This is a genomic window from Actinomadura sp. NBRC 104425, assembly GCF_030269545.1.
Lineage (GTDB): Bacteria > Actinomycetota > Actinomycetes > Streptosporangiales > Streptosporangiaceae > Spirillospora > Spirillospora keratinilytica.
Map to the genome: position 1 here is coordinate 559,914 of NZ_BSTN01000001.1, position 15,388 is coordinate 575,301.

The 15,388-nt window shown below is 73.9% G+C and carries 12 protein-coding genes; 4 read left to right on the forward strand and 8 right to left on the reverse strand.

The window, feature by feature from the left end:
• Nucleotides 1-3 precede the first annotated feature (3 nt).
• The gene (locus QSK22_RS02580; RefSeq protein WP_285492266.1) at nt 4-1,743 is read right to left on the reverse strand and encodes a serine/threonine protein kinase; all 1,740 of its coding nucleotides are present in this window, start codon (nt 1,741-1,743) and stop codon (nt 4-6) included.
• A 387-nt stretch (nt 1,744-2,130) separates the two neighbouring features.
• Here QSK22_RS02580 and QSK22_RS02585 point away from each other — a divergent pair, with 387 nt between their 5' ends.
• Complete coding sequence (locus tag QSK22_RS02585; protein WP_285492267.1) at nt 2,131-2,805, forward strand: C40 family peptidase; 675 nt, start codon at nt 2,131-2,133, stop codon at nt 2,803-2,805.
• Between the two features lie 171 nt (nt 2,806-2,976).
• Here the strand turns inward: QSK22_RS02585 and QSK22_RS02590 are convergent, their stop codons facing one another.
• The 5 genes from QSK22_RS02590 to QSK22_RS02610 form a co-directional block, all read right to left on the reverse strand.
• Nucleotides 2,977-4,959, reverse strand: a complete 1,983-nt coding sequence (locus tag QSK22_RS02590) for an acetoacetate--CoA ligase (protein ID WP_285492268.1) — start codon at nt 4,957-4,959, stop codon at nt 2,977-2,979.
• Between the two features lie 222 nt (nt 4,960-5,181).
• A complete protein-coding gene (locus QSK22_RS02595) occupies nt 5,182-5,883 on the reverse strand; it encodes an HAD family hydrolase (protein WP_285492269.1) in 702 nt (233 codons plus the stop codon).
• Nucleotides 5,884-5,951: 68 nt separating this feature from the next.
• Nucleotides 5,952-7,580 carry an L-glutamate gamma-semialdehyde dehydrogenase gene (pruA, locus tag QSK22_RS02600; RefSeq protein ID WP_285492270.1) on the reverse strand — a complete coding sequence of 543 codons (1,629 nt, stop codon included), beginning with the start codon at nt 7,578-7,580 and terminating at the stop codon, nt 5,952-5,954.
• Nucleotides 7,581-7,763: 183 nt separating this feature from the next.
• Complete coding sequence (locus QSK22_RS02605; RefSeq protein WP_285492271.1) at nt 7,764-8,276, reverse strand: DUF6912 family protein; 513 nt, start codon at nt 8,274-8,276, stop codon at nt 7,764-7,766.
• Nucleotides 8,277-8,443: 167 nt separating this feature from the next.
• Nucleotides 8,444-9,082, reverse strand: a complete 639-nt coding sequence (locus tag QSK22_RS02610; RefSeq protein WP_285492272.1) for an HAD family hydrolase — start codon at nt 9,080-9,082, stop codon at nt 8,444-8,446.
• 64 nt (nt 9,083-9,146) lie between these two features.
• Here QSK22_RS02610 and QSK22_RS02615 point away from each other — a divergent pair, with 64 nt between their 5' ends.
• Nucleotides 9,147-9,776: a LysE family translocator gene (locus QSK22_RS02615; protein ID WP_285492273.1), complete on the forward strand. Its 630-nt coding sequence runs from the start codon at nt 9,147-9,149 to the stop codon at nt 9,774-9,776.
• A 273-nt stretch (nt 9,777-10,049) separates the two neighbouring features.
• On the opposite strand, the gene QSK22_RS02620 is transcribed toward QSK22_RS02615, so the two are convergent.
• Together QSK22_RS02620 and QSK22_RS02625 are read right to left on the reverse strand one after the other, a co-directional pair.
• Nucleotides 10,050-10,946 carry an N-acetylmuramic acid 6-phosphate etherase gene (locus tag QSK22_RS02620; protein WP_285492274.1) on the reverse strand — a complete coding sequence of 299 codons (897 nt, stop codon included), beginning with the start codon at nt 10,944-10,946 and terminating at the stop codon, nt 10,050-10,052.
• The gene (locus QSK22_RS02625) at nt 10,943-11,917 is read right to left on the reverse strand and encodes a MurR/RpiR family transcriptional regulator (RefSeq protein ID WP_285492275.1); all 975 of its coding nucleotides are present in this window, start codon (nt 11,915-11,917) and stop codon (nt 10,943-10,945) included. The genes QSK22_RS02620 and QSK22_RS02625 overlap by 4 nt, the downstream gene beginning before the upstream one ends.
• 88 nt (nt 11,918-12,005) lie before the next feature.
• Here QSK22_RS02625 and QSK22_RS02630 point away from each other — a divergent pair, with 88 nt between their 5' ends.
• Together QSK22_RS02630 and QSK22_RS02635 are read left to right on the forward strand one after the other, a co-directional pair.
• Nucleotides 12,006-13,148, forward strand: coding sequence for an N-acetylglucosamine kinase (locus QSK22_RS02630; protein WP_285492276.1), 1,143 nt, complete (start codon nt 12,006-12,008; stop codon nt 13,146-13,148).
• A gap of 550 nt (nt 13,149-13,698) precedes the next feature.
• Nucleotides 13,699-15,378, forward strand: a complete 1,680-nt coding sequence (locus tag QSK22_RS02635; RefSeq protein ID WP_285492277.1) for a glycoside hydrolase family 3 protein — start codon at nt 13,699-13,701, stop codon at nt 15,376-15,378.
• Nucleotides 15,379-15,388 lie beyond the last annotated feature (10 nt).

Consider the following 15,388-nt stretch of genomic DNA (forward strand, 5'->3'; position numbering starts at 1 on the left):
CGATCAGCTGTCGCCGCCGGAGCTGCTGCCGTCGCCGCCGCCCGAACCGCCCGAGCCGCCCGAGCCGGGGCCGGACGGGTTGCTCGGGGTGCCCGATCCGGGCTCGCCGGTGCCCGGCTCACCGGTTCCGGGCTCGTCGGTGCCCGGGTCGCCGGTTCCGGGCTCGTCGGTCGACGGGCTGGAGGGCTCGTCGTCGTCCGGGGCGTCGGTGGTCGGGGTGGTGGAGGGCGTGCCGGACGGCCAGTCGGACATGTCGCCGGTCGGCGTCCCGGAGCCGGTGGGCGAGGACGACGGCTCCTCCTCCGACGTGGTCTCCTCCGACGTGGGCGTGCTCGTCGGGCGGTCGGTGTCGTCCACGGCGGAGGGCATGACGCCGGCGGGCGTGGGGCCCTGGTTGCGGTCGCCGACGGTCTTGCCGGTCTTGTCGCTGCCGCTGAACGCCAGCACCGCCGAGGTGATCACGATGGCGATGATCGCGGCGGCGGCCCCGGCCAGCGCGGCCAGCCTGCGGCGGTCGTGCAGCACGGCCGACAGGGCCGGCAGGGCGGGCCGGTTGGACGCGCGGTCGGGCGGCAGCGTGTTCTGCGCGGCCCACTCGGCGGGGGTCGGCAGCCGCTCGGGCTCCTTGGCGCGGTCGCCGGCCCGCTCGGCGGCGGCCGCGCCGACCGCCTGGGTCTGCTCGGATGCCGGGTCGCGGTCGCCCGCGCGGTCGGCGGCGTCGTCGGCGGCGCCGTCCAAGGAGCCGTCCGCGCGGTCGCCTCCGGGAGCGGTGCCCGCATCGCCGGTGTCGCCGGTGTCGCCGTCGCCGAGTTCGGCGGCCAGCACGCTGCCCGCCGCGAGGATGGCGGTCTCCTCATCGTGCCGGTCGGGCACGGAGGGGTCGTCCACCTCGGTCGCCTCGGCCGGGCGGGGCAGGACGGCCGTACCCGCGCCGCCGTCCTGGTGCCCCAGCAGCCGCATCAGCACCTGGCGGGCGTTGGGCCGGTTGGCCGGGTCCTTGTCCAGGCACTCGGCGACCAGGTCGCGCAGCGGCCCGGTCAGCTCCCCGAGGTCCGGCTCCTCGTGCAGGATCCGGTTGATCACCGCCGGGATGGTGTCCTGGCCGAACGGCGGCTCGCCGGTGGCCGCGAACGTCAGCGTGGCGCCCCAGCAGAACACGTCGGCGGGCGTGCCGACCTCCTCGCCCTTGAGCATCTCGGGCGCCATGTACGAGGGGGTGCCGATGACCTTGCTGGTCAGCGTGGTGGAGCCGCTGATCGCGCGGGCCACCCCGAAGTCGATCACGCGCGGGCCGTCCGGGCCGATCAGCACGTTGTGCGGCTTGAAGTCGCGGTGCACCACCTCGGCCTGGTGGATGGCGGCCAGGGCGGTGGCGGTGCTGACCGCCAGCCGGTCCAGCGCCGCGCCCGACAGCGGGCCCTTCTCGTTGACGTGCTGGTTGAGCGACGGGCCGCGCACGTACTCGCTGACGATGTACGGCCGGTCGCCGTCGGCGTCGGCGTCGATCACCTGGGCGGTGCAGAACGGGGCCACCCGCTTGGCCACCTCGACCTCGCGCAGGAAGCGGGCCCGGGCCTTGTCGTCGGAGGTCAGCTCGGCGTGCAGCAGCTTGATCGCCACCTGCCGGCCGTCCGGCGACTCGCCCAGGAAAACACTGCCCTGGCCGCCCTCGCCCACCCGGCCGATCAGGTCGTAGGACCCCAGCCGCACCGGGTCGCCGGACCGCAGGGCACCAACCTCCATGCGCGGAACCGCCCTCTCTGTGTGTCGCGCTGTCCGCCCGTCGCGTACGTCGCGGGGAAGCCGGCGGGCGCCGGTGATCGCGCCGGCCGCGGACGGGCCTCGGGTGAATCGTAGGGAATGAATAAGTCGGCCTTCGACCAGTGGGACGCTCCGAACCGTCGGGGAGTTCACTCGGACCCGGCACTTCGCCGCGATCCGACCACCTGCTCACCGCGTTCGGGGGCGGCCCCCTACCCTAGCCCGCTCGGCGCCGCCGCATAAGGCACACAACCGAAAACACTGGCATTTCTCCAGGTCGGAGGCCGCTTTCTCAGTGAATTCAGGAGTGTGAAGTCGGCGTGCCGGGTAGACAGCGGCTTGACGATCTTCGCAAGGAGGTACACCGGCATGTCACTTCCGTTAAGAACCGCGTGCTGCGCCACGACGATCGCCCTGGCCCTCACCCCGGGCGCCGCCGTCGCGCAGCCGGTGGAGCAGCGGGAACGTCCCGAGAAGATCCAAAGCGACGGGAGCCAGGCGCTGTGGCGCAGGCCCTCCGCGCACAACCGCCGGGCCAGGCCCTTCGGCAGGGCGGGCAGCATGCACAGCCGCGGGGAGCGGGCCGGGATGCTGGCCGCGCTGCAGCGCTCGGTGCGGCTGCGCCGGGCGCAGATGCTGGCCAGGTGGCAGCGCCGCGCCGACCGCGCGGTGAGCTACGCGCTGCGCCAGCAGGGGCGCCCCTACGTGTGGGGCGGCACCGGCCGCCGGGGCTTCGACTGCTCCGGGCTGGTGCAGCGGGCGTGGCGGCGCGCGGGGGTGCGCATCCCGCGGGTGGCCGCGTCGCAGTACCACAACATCAATCCGAAGATCCGGCGCCGCGACCTGCTCCCCGGCGACCTGGTCTTCTTCAACCGGCTGAACCACGTCGGCATGTACGTGGGCAACGGCCGGTTCGTTCACTCGCCGCGCCCCGGCCGCCGCGTGACGGTCGAGCGGCTGCGCGGCCACTACCGCTCCCGCTACGTCGGCGCCGTGCGCCCGGCGTGGCGGCGGCTGCCGCCGGTGCCCACGCGGCTCTACTGAGCCGTCCGCACCCGGCTCGGCGCACGCCGCCGGGCCCGCCGCCGATCGGCGGACGGGCCACCGCCGGACGGGGACGCGGGGGCCGTTCCCGTCGCGATCACCTCACCCGGATCGCGTCCCAGCCACGGACGCGGTCCGGGACTGACGAACTAGCGGCCGCGGGCGGGCGGTTCAGGACGCCTTCTCCGGGGTGAAGTGCCGCAGGACGTCGGGGTTGGCCAGGGAGTCGGGGTTGGCGGCCTTCTCCACCGGCGTCCCCAGCAGGATCTTGCGGACGGGGACCTCCAGCTTCTTGCCCGACAGCGTGCGCGGGATGCCGGGGACCTGGTGGATCTCGTCCGGGACGTGCCGCGGCGACAGCGCCGAGCGCAGCGCGGTGCGCAGCCGGGCCACCAGGTCGTCGTCGAGAACGGCGCCGGGCGCGGTCTGCACGTACAGGATCAGCCGGCCCTCCTGCCCGAGCCGGCCGGTGTCGATGACCAGGCTGTCGGCGATCTCGTCGAACGACTCGACCACGCGGTAGAAGTCGGCGGTGCCCATGCGCACCCCGCCCCGGTTGAGCGTCGAGTCGGACCGGCCGTAGATCACGCAGCCGCCGTCCGGGAGGATCTTGATCCAGTCGCCGTGCCGCCACACGCCCGGGTACATGCCGAAGTACGACTCGCGGTAGCGCTCGCCGCCCTCGTCGTTCCAGAAGAACACCGGCATGGACGGCATCGGCTCGGTGATGACCAGCTCGCCGACCTCGTCCACCACCGGCCGGCCGTCGTCGGCGTACGCCTCGACCTTGGCGCCCAGGCCGCGGCACTGGATCACCCCGGCGCGCAGCGGCAGCACGGGCGACGGCCCGACGAAGCCGGTGCACAGGTCGGTGCCGCCGGAGAACGAGCCGAGCAGCAGGTCCTTGCCGACCGCGTCGTACACCCAGGTGAAGCCCTCGGGCGGCAGCGGCGACCCGGTGGAGCCGATGCCGCGGATGCGCGACAGGTCCAGCTCCTCGCCGGGGCGGCGGCCCTCCTTCGCCGAGGCCATGATGTACGGGGCGCCGACGCCGAAGTAGGTGACGCCGCTGTCGGCCGCCATCCGCCACAGGTCGGCGGGCGCGCCGTCGTACATCACGATCGTGGCGCCGACCAGCAGGCCGCCGACGAGGTAGTTCCACATCATCCAGCCCGTGGTGGTGTACCAGAAGAACACGTCGCCCGGGCCGAGGTCCTGGTGGAACGACAGCGCCTTGAGGTGCTCCAGGACGATGCCGCCGTGCCCGTGCACGATCGGCTTGGGCAGCCCCGTGGTTCCCGAGGAGTACACCACCCACAGCGGGTGGTCGAACGGCACGTCCTCGAACGCCAGGTCGTGGCCGCTACGGGGCAGGTCGGTGTAGCGGACGCCGGCGCGCAGGCCATCGGCGGTGACGGCGGGGTCCAGGTACGGGACGAGCACGGTGGCGCGCAGCGACGGCAGCGCGGCCTCGATCTCGCGGACGACGTCGCGCCGGTCGAAGTGCTTGCCGTTGTAGGCGTAGCCGTCCACGGCGATGAGCACCTTCGGCTCGATCTGCGCGAACCGGTCGACCACGGAGGAGGACCCGAAATCCGGGGAGCAGGACGACCAGATCGCGCCGAGCGAGGCGGCGGCCAGGAAGCAGATCAGCGCCTCGGGGATGTTGGGCAGGTAGGCGGCCACCCGGTCGCCGCGGCCGACGCCCAGCTCGGCCAGCCCGGCGCGCACCTCGGCCACGTGCCGGGCCAGTTCGCGGTAGGTGAGCAGCCGGTGCCCGCCCGCCTCGGAGCGGAACACCACGGCGGTGTCGTCGGGGGCCTGCTCGGCGCGGCGCAGCGCGTTGGCGGCGTAGTTGACGGTCACGCCGGGGAACCAGCGCAGCCCGTCCACCGGCATGGGCCCGCCGGACCGCACCGGCCCGTCGCCGCGCTCGCCGACCACGTCGAAGTACTCCCAGATCGACGACCAGAAGGCGTCCACCTCGGTGACCGACCAACGCCACAGGTCGGCGTAGTCCTCGGTGGCCACGCCGCGCTCGCGCAGCCACTCGCGGTAGCGCGTCACCCGGGCGCCGGCGACGACCTCCGCGGACGGCTCCCACAGCGGCGCCCCTTCGGGGGGCAAGCCGTCGGACGCTTCGTCGCCTGCCATCGCACCGGCCTCCTCTTCTCCGGGGGTGTCGGGGCGGCCCCCACCTGGTGTTTCGCGCGCGGGCATACGGTACGCGCTGACGTTCCCAGCATCGAACCCGCCGCCCCGGCTTCGCAAGCCCGTCGATCTTACGCCCGGGGCCGACGCCGTCCCCCGGGGCCTACCCATTTCCCGAGGTCGGCACCTATGCGGGCGGCGCACCCGGCACCTTCTACAGCACGGTCAGCCCTGGGTGAGCCGGGTGACGGCGGAGACGACGGCGTCGGTGTCGGCCAGCGTCGGCAGGACGACGTCGGCGCCCGCCGAACGCAGCTCGGCCTCGGTGGCGCTGCCGGTGGCGACCGCGATGATCGGCGAACCGGCGATGTGGGCGGCCTGCACGTCGCGCGGCGAGTCGGCCACGTACACGGTGGCGGACTCGCCGAAGGTCACGCCGCGCGCCTCCCCGGCGCGGCGCCGCACCAGCTCCAGCAAGGCGGCCTTGCTGTAGACGCCGGTCTCGTAACCGCCCGCGTCCAGGTCCAGGTGCCCGGCCAGGCCCAGCTCGGTGACCTTGAGCCGGGCCACGGGCTCGATCGACCCGGTCAGCACCGACTGGACCGTGCCGGGCACGCGGGCCAGCGCGTCCAGCGCCTCGGCCGCCCCGGCCAGCACCCGCCCGTTGCCGCGCAGGCCGGCGCGGCGGGCGGCGAACGCGGCGGCCAGCGCGTCCATGAACGTGGGCAGGTGGTCGTCGGTGGTGACGATGTCGTTGAACGCCAGCGTCTCGAAGATGATCTCCGATTCGGTGCGGCCCGGCATGGGGGCCAGCCGCACCAGGGGCCGCCCGGTGGTCCGCTGGAACGCCTCGGCGTAGCACTCCCGGGCGACCCTGCCGACGTCCACGAGCGTGTGGTCGATGTTCCACAGGACCAGACGGTTCATGCCGGGTATCGTCTGGCCTGCCGCGCGCTTGCGCAACCGCACGGCGGCCGGGCCGAAAAGCGCCGGGGTCAGCCCATGTGCGGGTAGCGGTAGTCGGTCGGCGGGACGAACGTCTCCTTGATCGACCGGGCGTTGACCCAGCGGATCAGGTTGAAGACCGATCCGGCCTTGTCGTTGGTGCCGCTGGCGCGGGCGCCGCCGAACGGCTGCTGGCCCACCACCGCGCCGGTCGGCTTGTCGTTGATGTAGAAGTTGCCCGCCGCGAAGCGCAGCACCTCGGTGGCCGCGGCGATGGCGGCCCGGTCCCGCGCGACGACCGCGCCGGTCAGGCCGTACTCGGCGACGCCCTCCAGCTGCCGCAGCATCGCGTCGTAGTCGCCGTCGTCGTAGACGTGCACGCCGAGGATGGGGCCGAAGTACTCCTTGGTGAAGATCTCGTCCTCGGGGTCGGACGACTCCAGCACGGTGGGGCGGACGAACCAGCCCTGGGAGTCGTCCAGCTCGCCGCCGACGAGGATCTTCGCGGTGTCGATGCCGCGGGCGCGTTCGATCGCCGCCCGGTGCTTGGCGAACGCCCGGCCGTCGATGACCGCGCCCATGAACGCCGACAGGTCCTCGGCCACGTTGCCCATGGTGAGCGCGGCGACCTCGTCGCAGAAGTCGTCGCGCATGCGCTCCCACAGCGACCGGGGGATGTAGGCGCGGGAGGCCGCCGAGCACTTCTGCCCCTGGTATTCGAAGGCGCCGCGGATCAGCACGGTCTTCAGCACGTCGATGTCGGCGGACGGGTGGGCCACCACGAAGTCCTTGCCGCCGGTCTCGCCGACCAGCCGCGGGTAGCCCTTGTAGCCCGCGATGTTCTCGCCGACCGTCCGCCACAGGTGCTGGAACGTGCGGGTGGAGCCGGTGAAGTGGATGCCGGCCAGCTCGGGGTGGGTGAGCGCGACGTTGGACACCGCCTGCCCGTCGCCCGTCACCAGGTTGATCACGCCCGGGGGCAGCCCGGCCTCCTCCAGCAGCCGCATGGTGTGGTGCGCGGCCAGCTGCTGGGTGGGCGACGGCTTCCAGATCACCACGTTGCCCATCAGGGCGGGCGCGGTCGGCAGGTTCCCGGCGATGGCGGTGAAGTTGAACGGGGTGATGGCCACCACGAAGCCCTCCAGCGGCCGGTACTCCATCCGGTTCCACACGCCGGGCGAGGACTCGGGCTGCTGGGTGTACAGCCGGCGGGCGTAGGCGACGTTGAACCGCCAGAAGTCGATCAGCTCGCAGGCCGAGTCGATCTCGGCCTGCTGCACCGACTTGGACTGGCCGAGGATGGTGGCGGCGTTCAGCGTGGCGCGCCACGGGCCGGACGCCAGCTCGGCCGCCCGCAGCAGGATGGCGGCGCGGTCGTCGAACGGCATCGCGCGCCAGGCGGGCGCGGCCGCGCGGGCGGCGTCGATCGCCGCGCGCACGTCGTCGTCGGTGGCGTTGCCCATTCGGCCGAGCACGTGCGCGCGGTCGTGCGGCTCGACCACGTCGATGGGCTCGCCGCCGCCCAGCCTGCGCTCGCCCCCGATCGTCATGGTCAGCTCGGTCTCCGCGTCGCCGAGCTCTTTGATCTTGGCTTCCAGCGCGGCGCGCTCGGGGCTGCCCGGCGGGTACGGCTTGACCGGCTCGTTCACCGGCTCCGGCACGTTGGTGACGGCGTCCATCTGGCGCTCCCCAAAAGTCCGACATCATCGTCGTACAGCGGCATAGTCACACAAATAGGGAGACTTGCGTCATATGTCGCTTCCTGCCTTCAACGACACGAGACCTACCCGTTACCGCCGTCCGCGACGCGGTCGGCGGGCGGGCGAAACGGGGCCGACGGGCCGGTGACCGCAGGACGGGGGTCAGGGCAGCAGGTCGCCGAGTTCCTGGGTGGCGTACCAGAGCAGTTCGTGGCCTTCAGCGCCGTCAACGGTGAAGCGAGCGTCCTCGTCGCCGGCCGCGGCGGCGTCCAGGGCGGCCGCGGCGGCGCCCACGTCGGCGGCCGCGTCCTCGGCGTCCACATGGCCCGAGGCGATCCTGCGCCAGGCGATCGGCGCGGTGACCAGCACGCGGGCGCGGGAGCCCTCGTCCCCGACGGCGGCGTCGCCGCGCGGGCGCTCCACCGACTGCTCGGGCACCTCGGCCGCCAGCACCACCCGGCGCCGGGGCGCGCCGGGATCGTCGGCGAGCAGCCGCAGGGACGCGCGTGCGGCGGCGGTCATCGCCGCGTACTCCAGCTCCTCCTGGTCGCCCCCCGCGTACCACTCCCGCAGCGCGGGGGTGACCGCGTAGGCGGTCAGCGGGGCGGGCCCGATCTCCCGCGCCTCGTGGACGCGGGCCAGGCCGGACAGGGTGGCGGGCACATAGACGCGCATGACGGTCAGCCAGTCTGCCAGATCCGCCCTGATCAGTCAGACCGCCGGGCCGCCGGAGCCGGCCGGGCTCAGCGCAGCACGCCCAGATCGCGCAGGGCCCCGAGGGTCTCGGCGGCCTCGCGGTGGTGGATGGCGAGCATGCCGACGGCCTCGGCCGCGCGCACGTTTCAGCGCAGCACGCCCAGATCGCGCAGGGCCCCGAGGGTCTCGGCGGCCTCGCGGTGGTGGATGGCGAGCATGCCGACGGCCTCGGCCGCGCGCACGTTGTGGTCGATGTCGTCGATGAACACGCACTCGGCGGGGGTGAGGCCGAGCAGGTCGACGGCGTGCCGGAAGATCCGCTCGTCCGGCTTGCGCATGCCCACCTCGCAGGAGATGACCACCGCGTCGAACAGCTCGGCGAACAGGTCGCGCGGGTATTCGTTGCCCCACGAGTTGGACAGCAGGGCGGTGCGCACGCCCGCCGCGCGGACGTCCCGCAGCGCCTCGTACATCGCCTCCACCGGGGTGAACGCGGCGAACATGCGGGAGATCAGGCCCTCGTGGGGCACCGGGTCGCCGTCCACGGTCAGCAGCTCGGCGGCCAGCATCCGCTCGAACTCGGCCGGGTCCAGCGTGCCGTCCTCCAGCCCGTGGACGGGGTTGCGGCCGTCGCCGTCATAGGCCTGCCGGATCCATTCGCCCATCACCGACAGGTAGCGGTCCGCGTCGATGCGGTCAGCGGCCAGCCACGCCCGGATCGCCTCGCCGAGAGGGGAGGTCAGCACGCCGCCCCAGTCGGTGATCACAGCTTTGACGGTCGTCACGCCGCCGATCGTAAGTGATGACCGATTCTGGGCGAAGGCCCGGTCTGTGGGGGACCATTGCGGAATGCTGACCGCCTATCTCGGACTCTGCCTGCTGATCACTCTGACTCCGGGCCTGGACACGGCCGTGGTCACCCGCAGCGTCCTGCTGCGCGGCACCCGCGCCGGGATGCTGACCGCGGCCGGATGCGCGCTCGGCCTGCTGGTGCACGCCACCGCCGTCGCGCTCGGCCTGGCCACGCTGCTGGCCCGCAGCGCCGTCGCGTTCGAGGCGGTGAAACTGACCGGGGCCGCGCTGCTGGCCTTCCTCGGCCTGCGCGCGCTGTGGGACGCCCGCCGCCACCGCGGATCCGCCGACGAGCAGCCGCCCGCCGAGCCGGCCGGGCGGCCCGGCCGCGGGGAACGCTGGGCGTTCGCGGCCGGGCTGCTCACCAACCTCACCAATCCCAAGGCGACCCTGTTCTTCCTGGCCGCGCTGCCGCAGTTCCTGCCGGACGACCCGGCGCGGGCGCTGCCGGTCGCGCTGGGCCTGGCCGCCATCGCCGTCGTCTTCAGCATGGCCGGGCTCGGCCTGTGGGCGCTCGGCCTGGGACGCGTGCGCCGGATCGCGATGGCGCCGCGTTTCCGCCGGATCCAGGAGCGGGTGCTGGGCGTCACGCTGATCGGGCTGGGCGTCCGCGTCGCGACCGAATAGACCCTGAACCGAATAGATGCCGAATAGACCCTGCCGAATGAACCCCGCCGGATGAACCCCGCCGGATGAACCGCGCCGGATGAACCCCGCCGAATGAACTGTCGCCGCGCGACGCCGACCGCACGGCCGCCGGCCCGTGCGGCGCGGCGTGCGCGGAACCGCTCCGGCCCCCCATGCCGTGCCCGCCGGACGCGGCCATGCGGCCGCACGGCGGCGGCACCGGAGCGAACGGCCGCGGGTGTCACGCCGTCGTCTGTTCCCGCGGTCGCGCCGTCACGCGGACCGCAGCCGCTGCAGCGCCTCGCGCACTCCCCCGTCGGCCTCCTCCAGCACCGCCGTCGCGCGCGCGGCGGGCACCTCGCCGAGCAGCGAGACCAGCGCCACGCGGGTGTCACCGCCCGCCTCGGCGAGCGCTTTCTCGCAGGTGCGGGCGTCCATGCCGGTGGCCTCGATGAGGATGCGCACCAGCCGGGCGCGCAGCTTGCCGTTGAGCGCGTTGACGCTGACCATCAGGTTGGAGTAGGTGCGGCCCAGCCTGACCATCAGCGTGGTGGAGAAGGAGTTGAGCACCAGCTTGGTGGCGGTGCCCGCCTTCATCCGGGTGGACCCGCTGATCACCTCCGGTCCGGTGGCCAGGGCTATGTGGATCTCCACCTCGTCGCCGTAGGGCGTGCGCGGGTTGCAGCTGATCAGCGCGGTGCGCGCCCCGGCGGCCGTGGCCGCGCGCAGCGCGCCCACCACGTAGGGGGTGCGGCCGCTGGCCGCGATGCCGATCGCCACGTCGCCCGCGGCCACCTCGGCGGCGTCCCGGGCGCCCTGCTCGTCGTCGTCCTCGACATGGGACACCGCCTGCGCCAGCGCCCCGGGGCCGCCGGCGTGGTGCGCCACCACCCGGCCCCAGATGCCGAACGTGGGCGGCAGCTCGGCGGCGTCGAGCGCGGCCAGCCGCCCCGACGTCCCGGCGCCGAAGTAGTGCACCCGGCCGCCGGCGCGCAGCGACTCGACCGCCACGTCCACCAGCCGGGCGATCTCGGGCAGGACGGCCGCCACGACCACGGGGACCGTGGCGTCCTCGGTGTTGATCAGCCTGAGCACCTCAAGGGTGGGCAGGGTGTCGACGTCGAGGGTCCGCGGGTTGCGGCCCTCGGTGGGCAGATCGCAGTCGATCACCGACGCCTCCGGTCGGGTCGTACGGTCCGGCCGCGGACCGCCTCGTACGTGGCCTCCAGGGCCTTGCGGGTGGTGCCGTAGGTTCGCTGCGCCACGCCGACGAACACGCAGTCGACCACGGTCAGCTGCGCCAGCCGGCTGGCGGTCGCCCCCGAGCGGAACGTGGTCTCACGCGCCGCCGTCGTGAGCACCAGATCCGCCACCTCGGTGATGGGGGACTTGGGGAAGTTGGTCAGGGCCACGGTGGTCGCCCCCCTGTTCTTGGCGACCTCCAGCGCGTCGATGGTCTCCACCGTCGCGCCGGAGTGGGAGATGCCGATCGCCACGTCGCCCGGCTTCAGCACCGCGGCGCTGGTGAGCATGATGTGGGCGTCGGCCCAGGCGTAGCAGACGCGGCCGATGCGGTGCAGTTTCTGCTGGAAGTCCTTGGCGACGAAGGCGCTGGCGCCGACCCCGTAGACGTCCACCCGGTCGGCGGCGACGATCGCGTCGACGACCTGCTCGAGCATCTTGATGTCGAGCTGCGCCGCGGTCTCCTCCACGGCCCTGGCGTCGGCGAAGGTCACCTTCTCCACGATCTGCTCAAGGGAGTCGTCGGGACTGATGTCGCTGCCGATGACCCGTCCTCCGGTGGCGCTCTGCGCCCGGCCCGCCTCCGTCGCCAGGGTCAGTCGGAGCTCTGGATACCCATGAAACCCGATCGCCCGGCAGAACCTGATGACAGTGGTCTCGGAGGTGCCACAGGTCTGGGCGAGTTCGGTGATGGTGGAGTTGGCGACGCCTTCCGGGTCGTCGATCACGCGCTGCGCGACACGCCGCTCCGCGGGAGGCAGGGAGGGCAGCAGGGAGCGCACCCGCACGACGGTGCTGAGCGGTGTCGCCTCCTTCCGCGTCTCCTGTGGTGCCGCGTCGGTACGGGTTGCGCCGGCGGTTCCGGCACCCCCCGCCTCTGGGCTGGTGGGTTTCCTCATGGAAGAAATTTTCTTACTGGACAGATGTCACGTCAACGGTAGAAAGGGCTACCGTCGGCATGTGTTGACCCATTTGGCCGGTCCATACGTGATCGGTATTGACGCGGGTGGCACGAAAACCCGCTGTGTCGTTCTCACGCTCGGGGGAGCAATCGCCGGAGTGGGAATGGGCCCTGGGGCCAACCCCAACTCCGGGGGCGACACCGCGGGGGCGCTCACCACGGCCCTGCAGGAGGCACTGGGCACCGTGGACCGTTCTTTGATCCTCTCCGGCGTTTTCGGGATCGCCGGCGCTGGATCGGCGGGCCGTCCCGCCGCCGTCACGGCGGCGCGGCGGGCATGGCAGGCGGTCGGGCTGCGCGGAGCGCCCGCCGTCGTGACGGACATCGCGGTGGCGTTCGCCGCCGGGACCGACGCGTCCAAGGGCATCGTGGTGTTCTCCGGCACCGGCGCCGGCGCCGCGGTGATCAGCGACGGCGCGATCGTGCAGCGCGCCGACGGCTACGGCTGGCTGGTCGGCGACGAGGGCTCGGCGGTGTGGCTGGGCAAGGAGGCGGTCCGGGCGGCGCTGGCCGCCTTCGACGGCCGCGGCTCCCCCACCCTGCTGACCGAATCGGTGCCCCGGGCGCTGCTCGGGGCGGCGGTGGTCGCCGAGCTGAGCGCGGCCGCCCCGCGGCGGGCGCCGCGGCGGCGGACGCTGGCCCTGGCCGGCGCGCCGTCCTCCGGTGCGCCGGGGCACGGCCGCCGGTCGGGCACCGCGGTGCTGGACGACACCGCGTTCGGCCGGCCGCCCGGCGGGGCCGAACCGCCGGACCCGGACCGGGCGGGACCCGCCAGCGCGCCGCCCGAGTGCGCGCCGAACCCGCAGCTCGCCCAGGCCATCATCAAGGAGGTCTACGGCCGCCCGGTCGCGGCCCTCGGCCGGCTCGGGCCGGTCGTCGCCGCGGCGGCGGACGCGGGCGACCCGGTGGCCCGGCGCATCACCCGGGAGGCCGCCGAATGGCTGCTGCGCGATGTGGACGCGGTGCGCCCGGCCCTGCCGGACCCGTGCGCGCCGGTCGTGATGCACGGATCGGTGCTGCGCAACGGTCCCGTCGCCGACGCCGTGCGGGCCGGGCTGCGCGCCCGCTTCGCGGCCGACCCGCGCAGCGCGGGTGACGCTGCCGTCGGGGCGGCCGGGCTGGCCCTGCGCCGCCTCGGCTTCCCGCTGCCGCCGCCGCAACCCGGCTGATCCGCCGGCCGTCCCGTCCGTCCGACAGCCGTTCCCCGTCCCGCCGAACTCTTCCGCTCCTCTTGCGGACCGCGGGAGCCCATGAGCCCCGCGAGCACCCGAGTGCCACACAATCCCGCGTCATCTGCGCCACTTCGCGCTGAGACCGGCGAAGCGCCCGCCGGCTGAGCGATCCGCTCCGGCCGCGACGCGCCACCTGATGAATCCCGAAACGAGCGCGCCGCGCCGGTTCTATCCGGCCGATCGCCGCGCCGAGCGCTCTCCCCCGACGCCACGCGCAACGCGACCACGGCCATGCCCTGGCCCGACGCTGCCCTGAAAGCGGGCTGCAGACGCGCCGAAGGCCGCGTGGACGCGACCTGACCGCCGCCGCGCATACCCTCGAAGCGCCGGCGCGGCCGGGCGGCGGCGTCCGGCGCGGGCCGGACGGCAACGGCAGCAGAAAAGATCGTTGACCGGCGGCGGGTCGACACGGCCCCGGACGCGGGTTACGGTCGCCAGGATCGATCACGAAGCGGAATCGACAGACCACGTCGGGGGGCCTGGTCCAGTGCGTGCTTCACGTTCACTCGCACTCGTCACGGCGGTCGCGACGGCGCTCGGCGCGTCGCTGGCCGGCTGCGGTGGCGGCGACTCCGAAGACAAGGACGAACCGGCCGCGACCAAGACCGCGGGGGCGGGCCGGTCTTCCGGGGCCGCCGCGTCCCAGGCCCCGCGCCAGACCGCGGGCGCCTGGATCCCCCAGTACGTCGCCTCGATGGGCGTCCGCGAGAAGGTGGGGCAGCTGTTCGTCCCCGCCTTCCCCGACGCCGCCACCGCCAAGACGATGATCAAGCAGTACCACGTCGGCGGCCTGATCTTCTTCCCCGCCAACCTGCGCTCGCCGCGCGCGACCGCCGAGCTGGCCAACTCGCTGCAGGAGACCTCCAAGGTCCCGCTGCTGCTCGCCGTGGACGAGGAGCAGGGCAAGGTGTCGCGCGCGTCGTTCCTCACCCGCTTCCCCGGCAACATGGCGCTCGGCGCGACCGGCCGCCCGGCCGACGCGCAGGCCGCGGCCCGGGTCACCGGGTCCGAGCTGCGCGCGGTGGGCATCAACCAGAACTTCGCGCCGGTCGCCGACGTCAACGTCAACCCGGCCAACCCGGTGATCGGCGTGCGGTCGTTCGGCGCCGATCCCGCACTGGTGTCGCGGATGCTGGGCGCGGCGGTCGCGGGCTACCAGTCGGCGGGCGTCGCCGCCACGGCCAAGCACTTCCCCGGGCACGGCGACACCGCCACCGACAGCCACACCGGCCTGCCCGTGATCAGGCACACGCGCGCGCAGTGGGAGCGGCTGGACGCGCCGCCGTTCCGCGCCGCGGTGTCGGCCGGGGCGGACGCCGTCATGTCGGCGCACATCGTGGTGCCGGGCCTGGACCGGTCCGGCGACCCGGCCACGCTGTCGCGCACGGTGCTGACCGGGCTGCTGCGCGGCTCCCTCGGCTTCCGCGGCGTCATCGTCACCGACTCGCTGCAGATGCAGGGCGCCAAGGTGCGGTACTCGCCGGGCGTCACCGCCGTGCGCGCGGTCAACGCCGGCGCCGACCAGCTGCTCATGCCGCCCAGCCTGCCGACGGCCTACAACGCGGTGCTGGCCGCCGTGCGCAGCGGGCAGATCTCCCGCAAGCGGCTGGACGAGGCCGTCACCCGCATCCTGCGGATGAAGGAGCAGCGCGGGCTGTTCCAGCACGCCGACACCGACGCGGCGCGCGCGGACGCCTCGGTCCGCACGGCGGCCAACCGGGCCGTGGCGCGGCAGGTCGCCGAACACTCGGTCACGCTCGTCCGCAACGACCGGGGGCTGCTGCCGCTGAAGGGCAAGACCGTTCACGTCACCGGCCCCAGGAGCGCCGCGCTGGCCGCGGCGCTGCGCCGCCAGGGCGTGCAGGTGGCTGCCACGCCGCAGGCCGCCGACGTCGCGGTGCTGACCACCGTCGACGCCGGGGCCGCCACCGCCGCCCGGGTGCGGGCGCTGCGTCCCAAGCCGGTCGTGGTGGCCGCGCTGGGACGCCCCTACGACCTGGACTCCGCCCAGCAGGCGTCCGCCACGCTGGCCACCTACTCGTCGGCGACGGTGTCGGTGCAGGCGCTCGCCGAAGTGCTGACGGGCGCGATCAACCCGTCCGGCAAGCTGCCGGTGAAGGCGGGAGGCAAGCCCATCGGCCACGGCCTGTCCTACCGCCCCGCCTGACCCGGCCTGC

What these genes read in the sequence shown, in the direction of transcription:
- QSK22_RS02580 (WP_285492266.1), bottom strand. Translation starts at nt 1,743, where the DNA reads ATGGAGGTTGGTGCCCTGCGGTCCGGCGACCCGGTGCGGCTGGGGTCC.
- QSK22_RS02585 (WP_285492267.1), top strand. Translation starts at nt 2,131, where the DNA reads ATGTCACTTCCGTTAAGAACCGCGTGCTGCGCCACGACGATCGCCCTG.
- QSK22_RS02590 (WP_285492268.1), bottom strand. Translation starts at nt 4,959, where the DNA reads ATGGCAGGCGACGAAGCGTCCGACGGCTTGCCCCCCGAAGGGGCGCCG.
- QSK22_RS02595 (WP_285492269.1), bottom strand. Translation starts at nt 5,883, where the DNA reads ATGAACCGTCTGGTCCTGTGGAACATCGACCACACGCTCGTGGACGTC.
- pruA (WP_285492270.1), bottom strand. Translation starts at nt 7,580, where the DNA reads ATGGACGCCGTCACCAACGTGCCGGAGCCGGTGAACGAGCCGGTCAAG.
- QSK22_RS02605 (WP_285492271.1), bottom strand. Translation starts at nt 8,276, where the DNA reads ATGCGCGTCTATGTGCCCGCCACCCTGTCCGGCCTGGCCCGCGTCCAC.
- QSK22_RS02615 (WP_285492273.1), top strand. Translation starts at nt 9,147, where the DNA reads ATGCTGACCGCCTATCTCGGACTCTGCCTGCTGATCACTCTGACTCCG.
- QSK22_RS02625 (WP_285492275.1), bottom strand. Translation starts at nt 11,917, where the DNA reads ATGAGGAAACCCACCAGCCCAGAGGCGGGGGGTGCCGGAACCGCCGGC.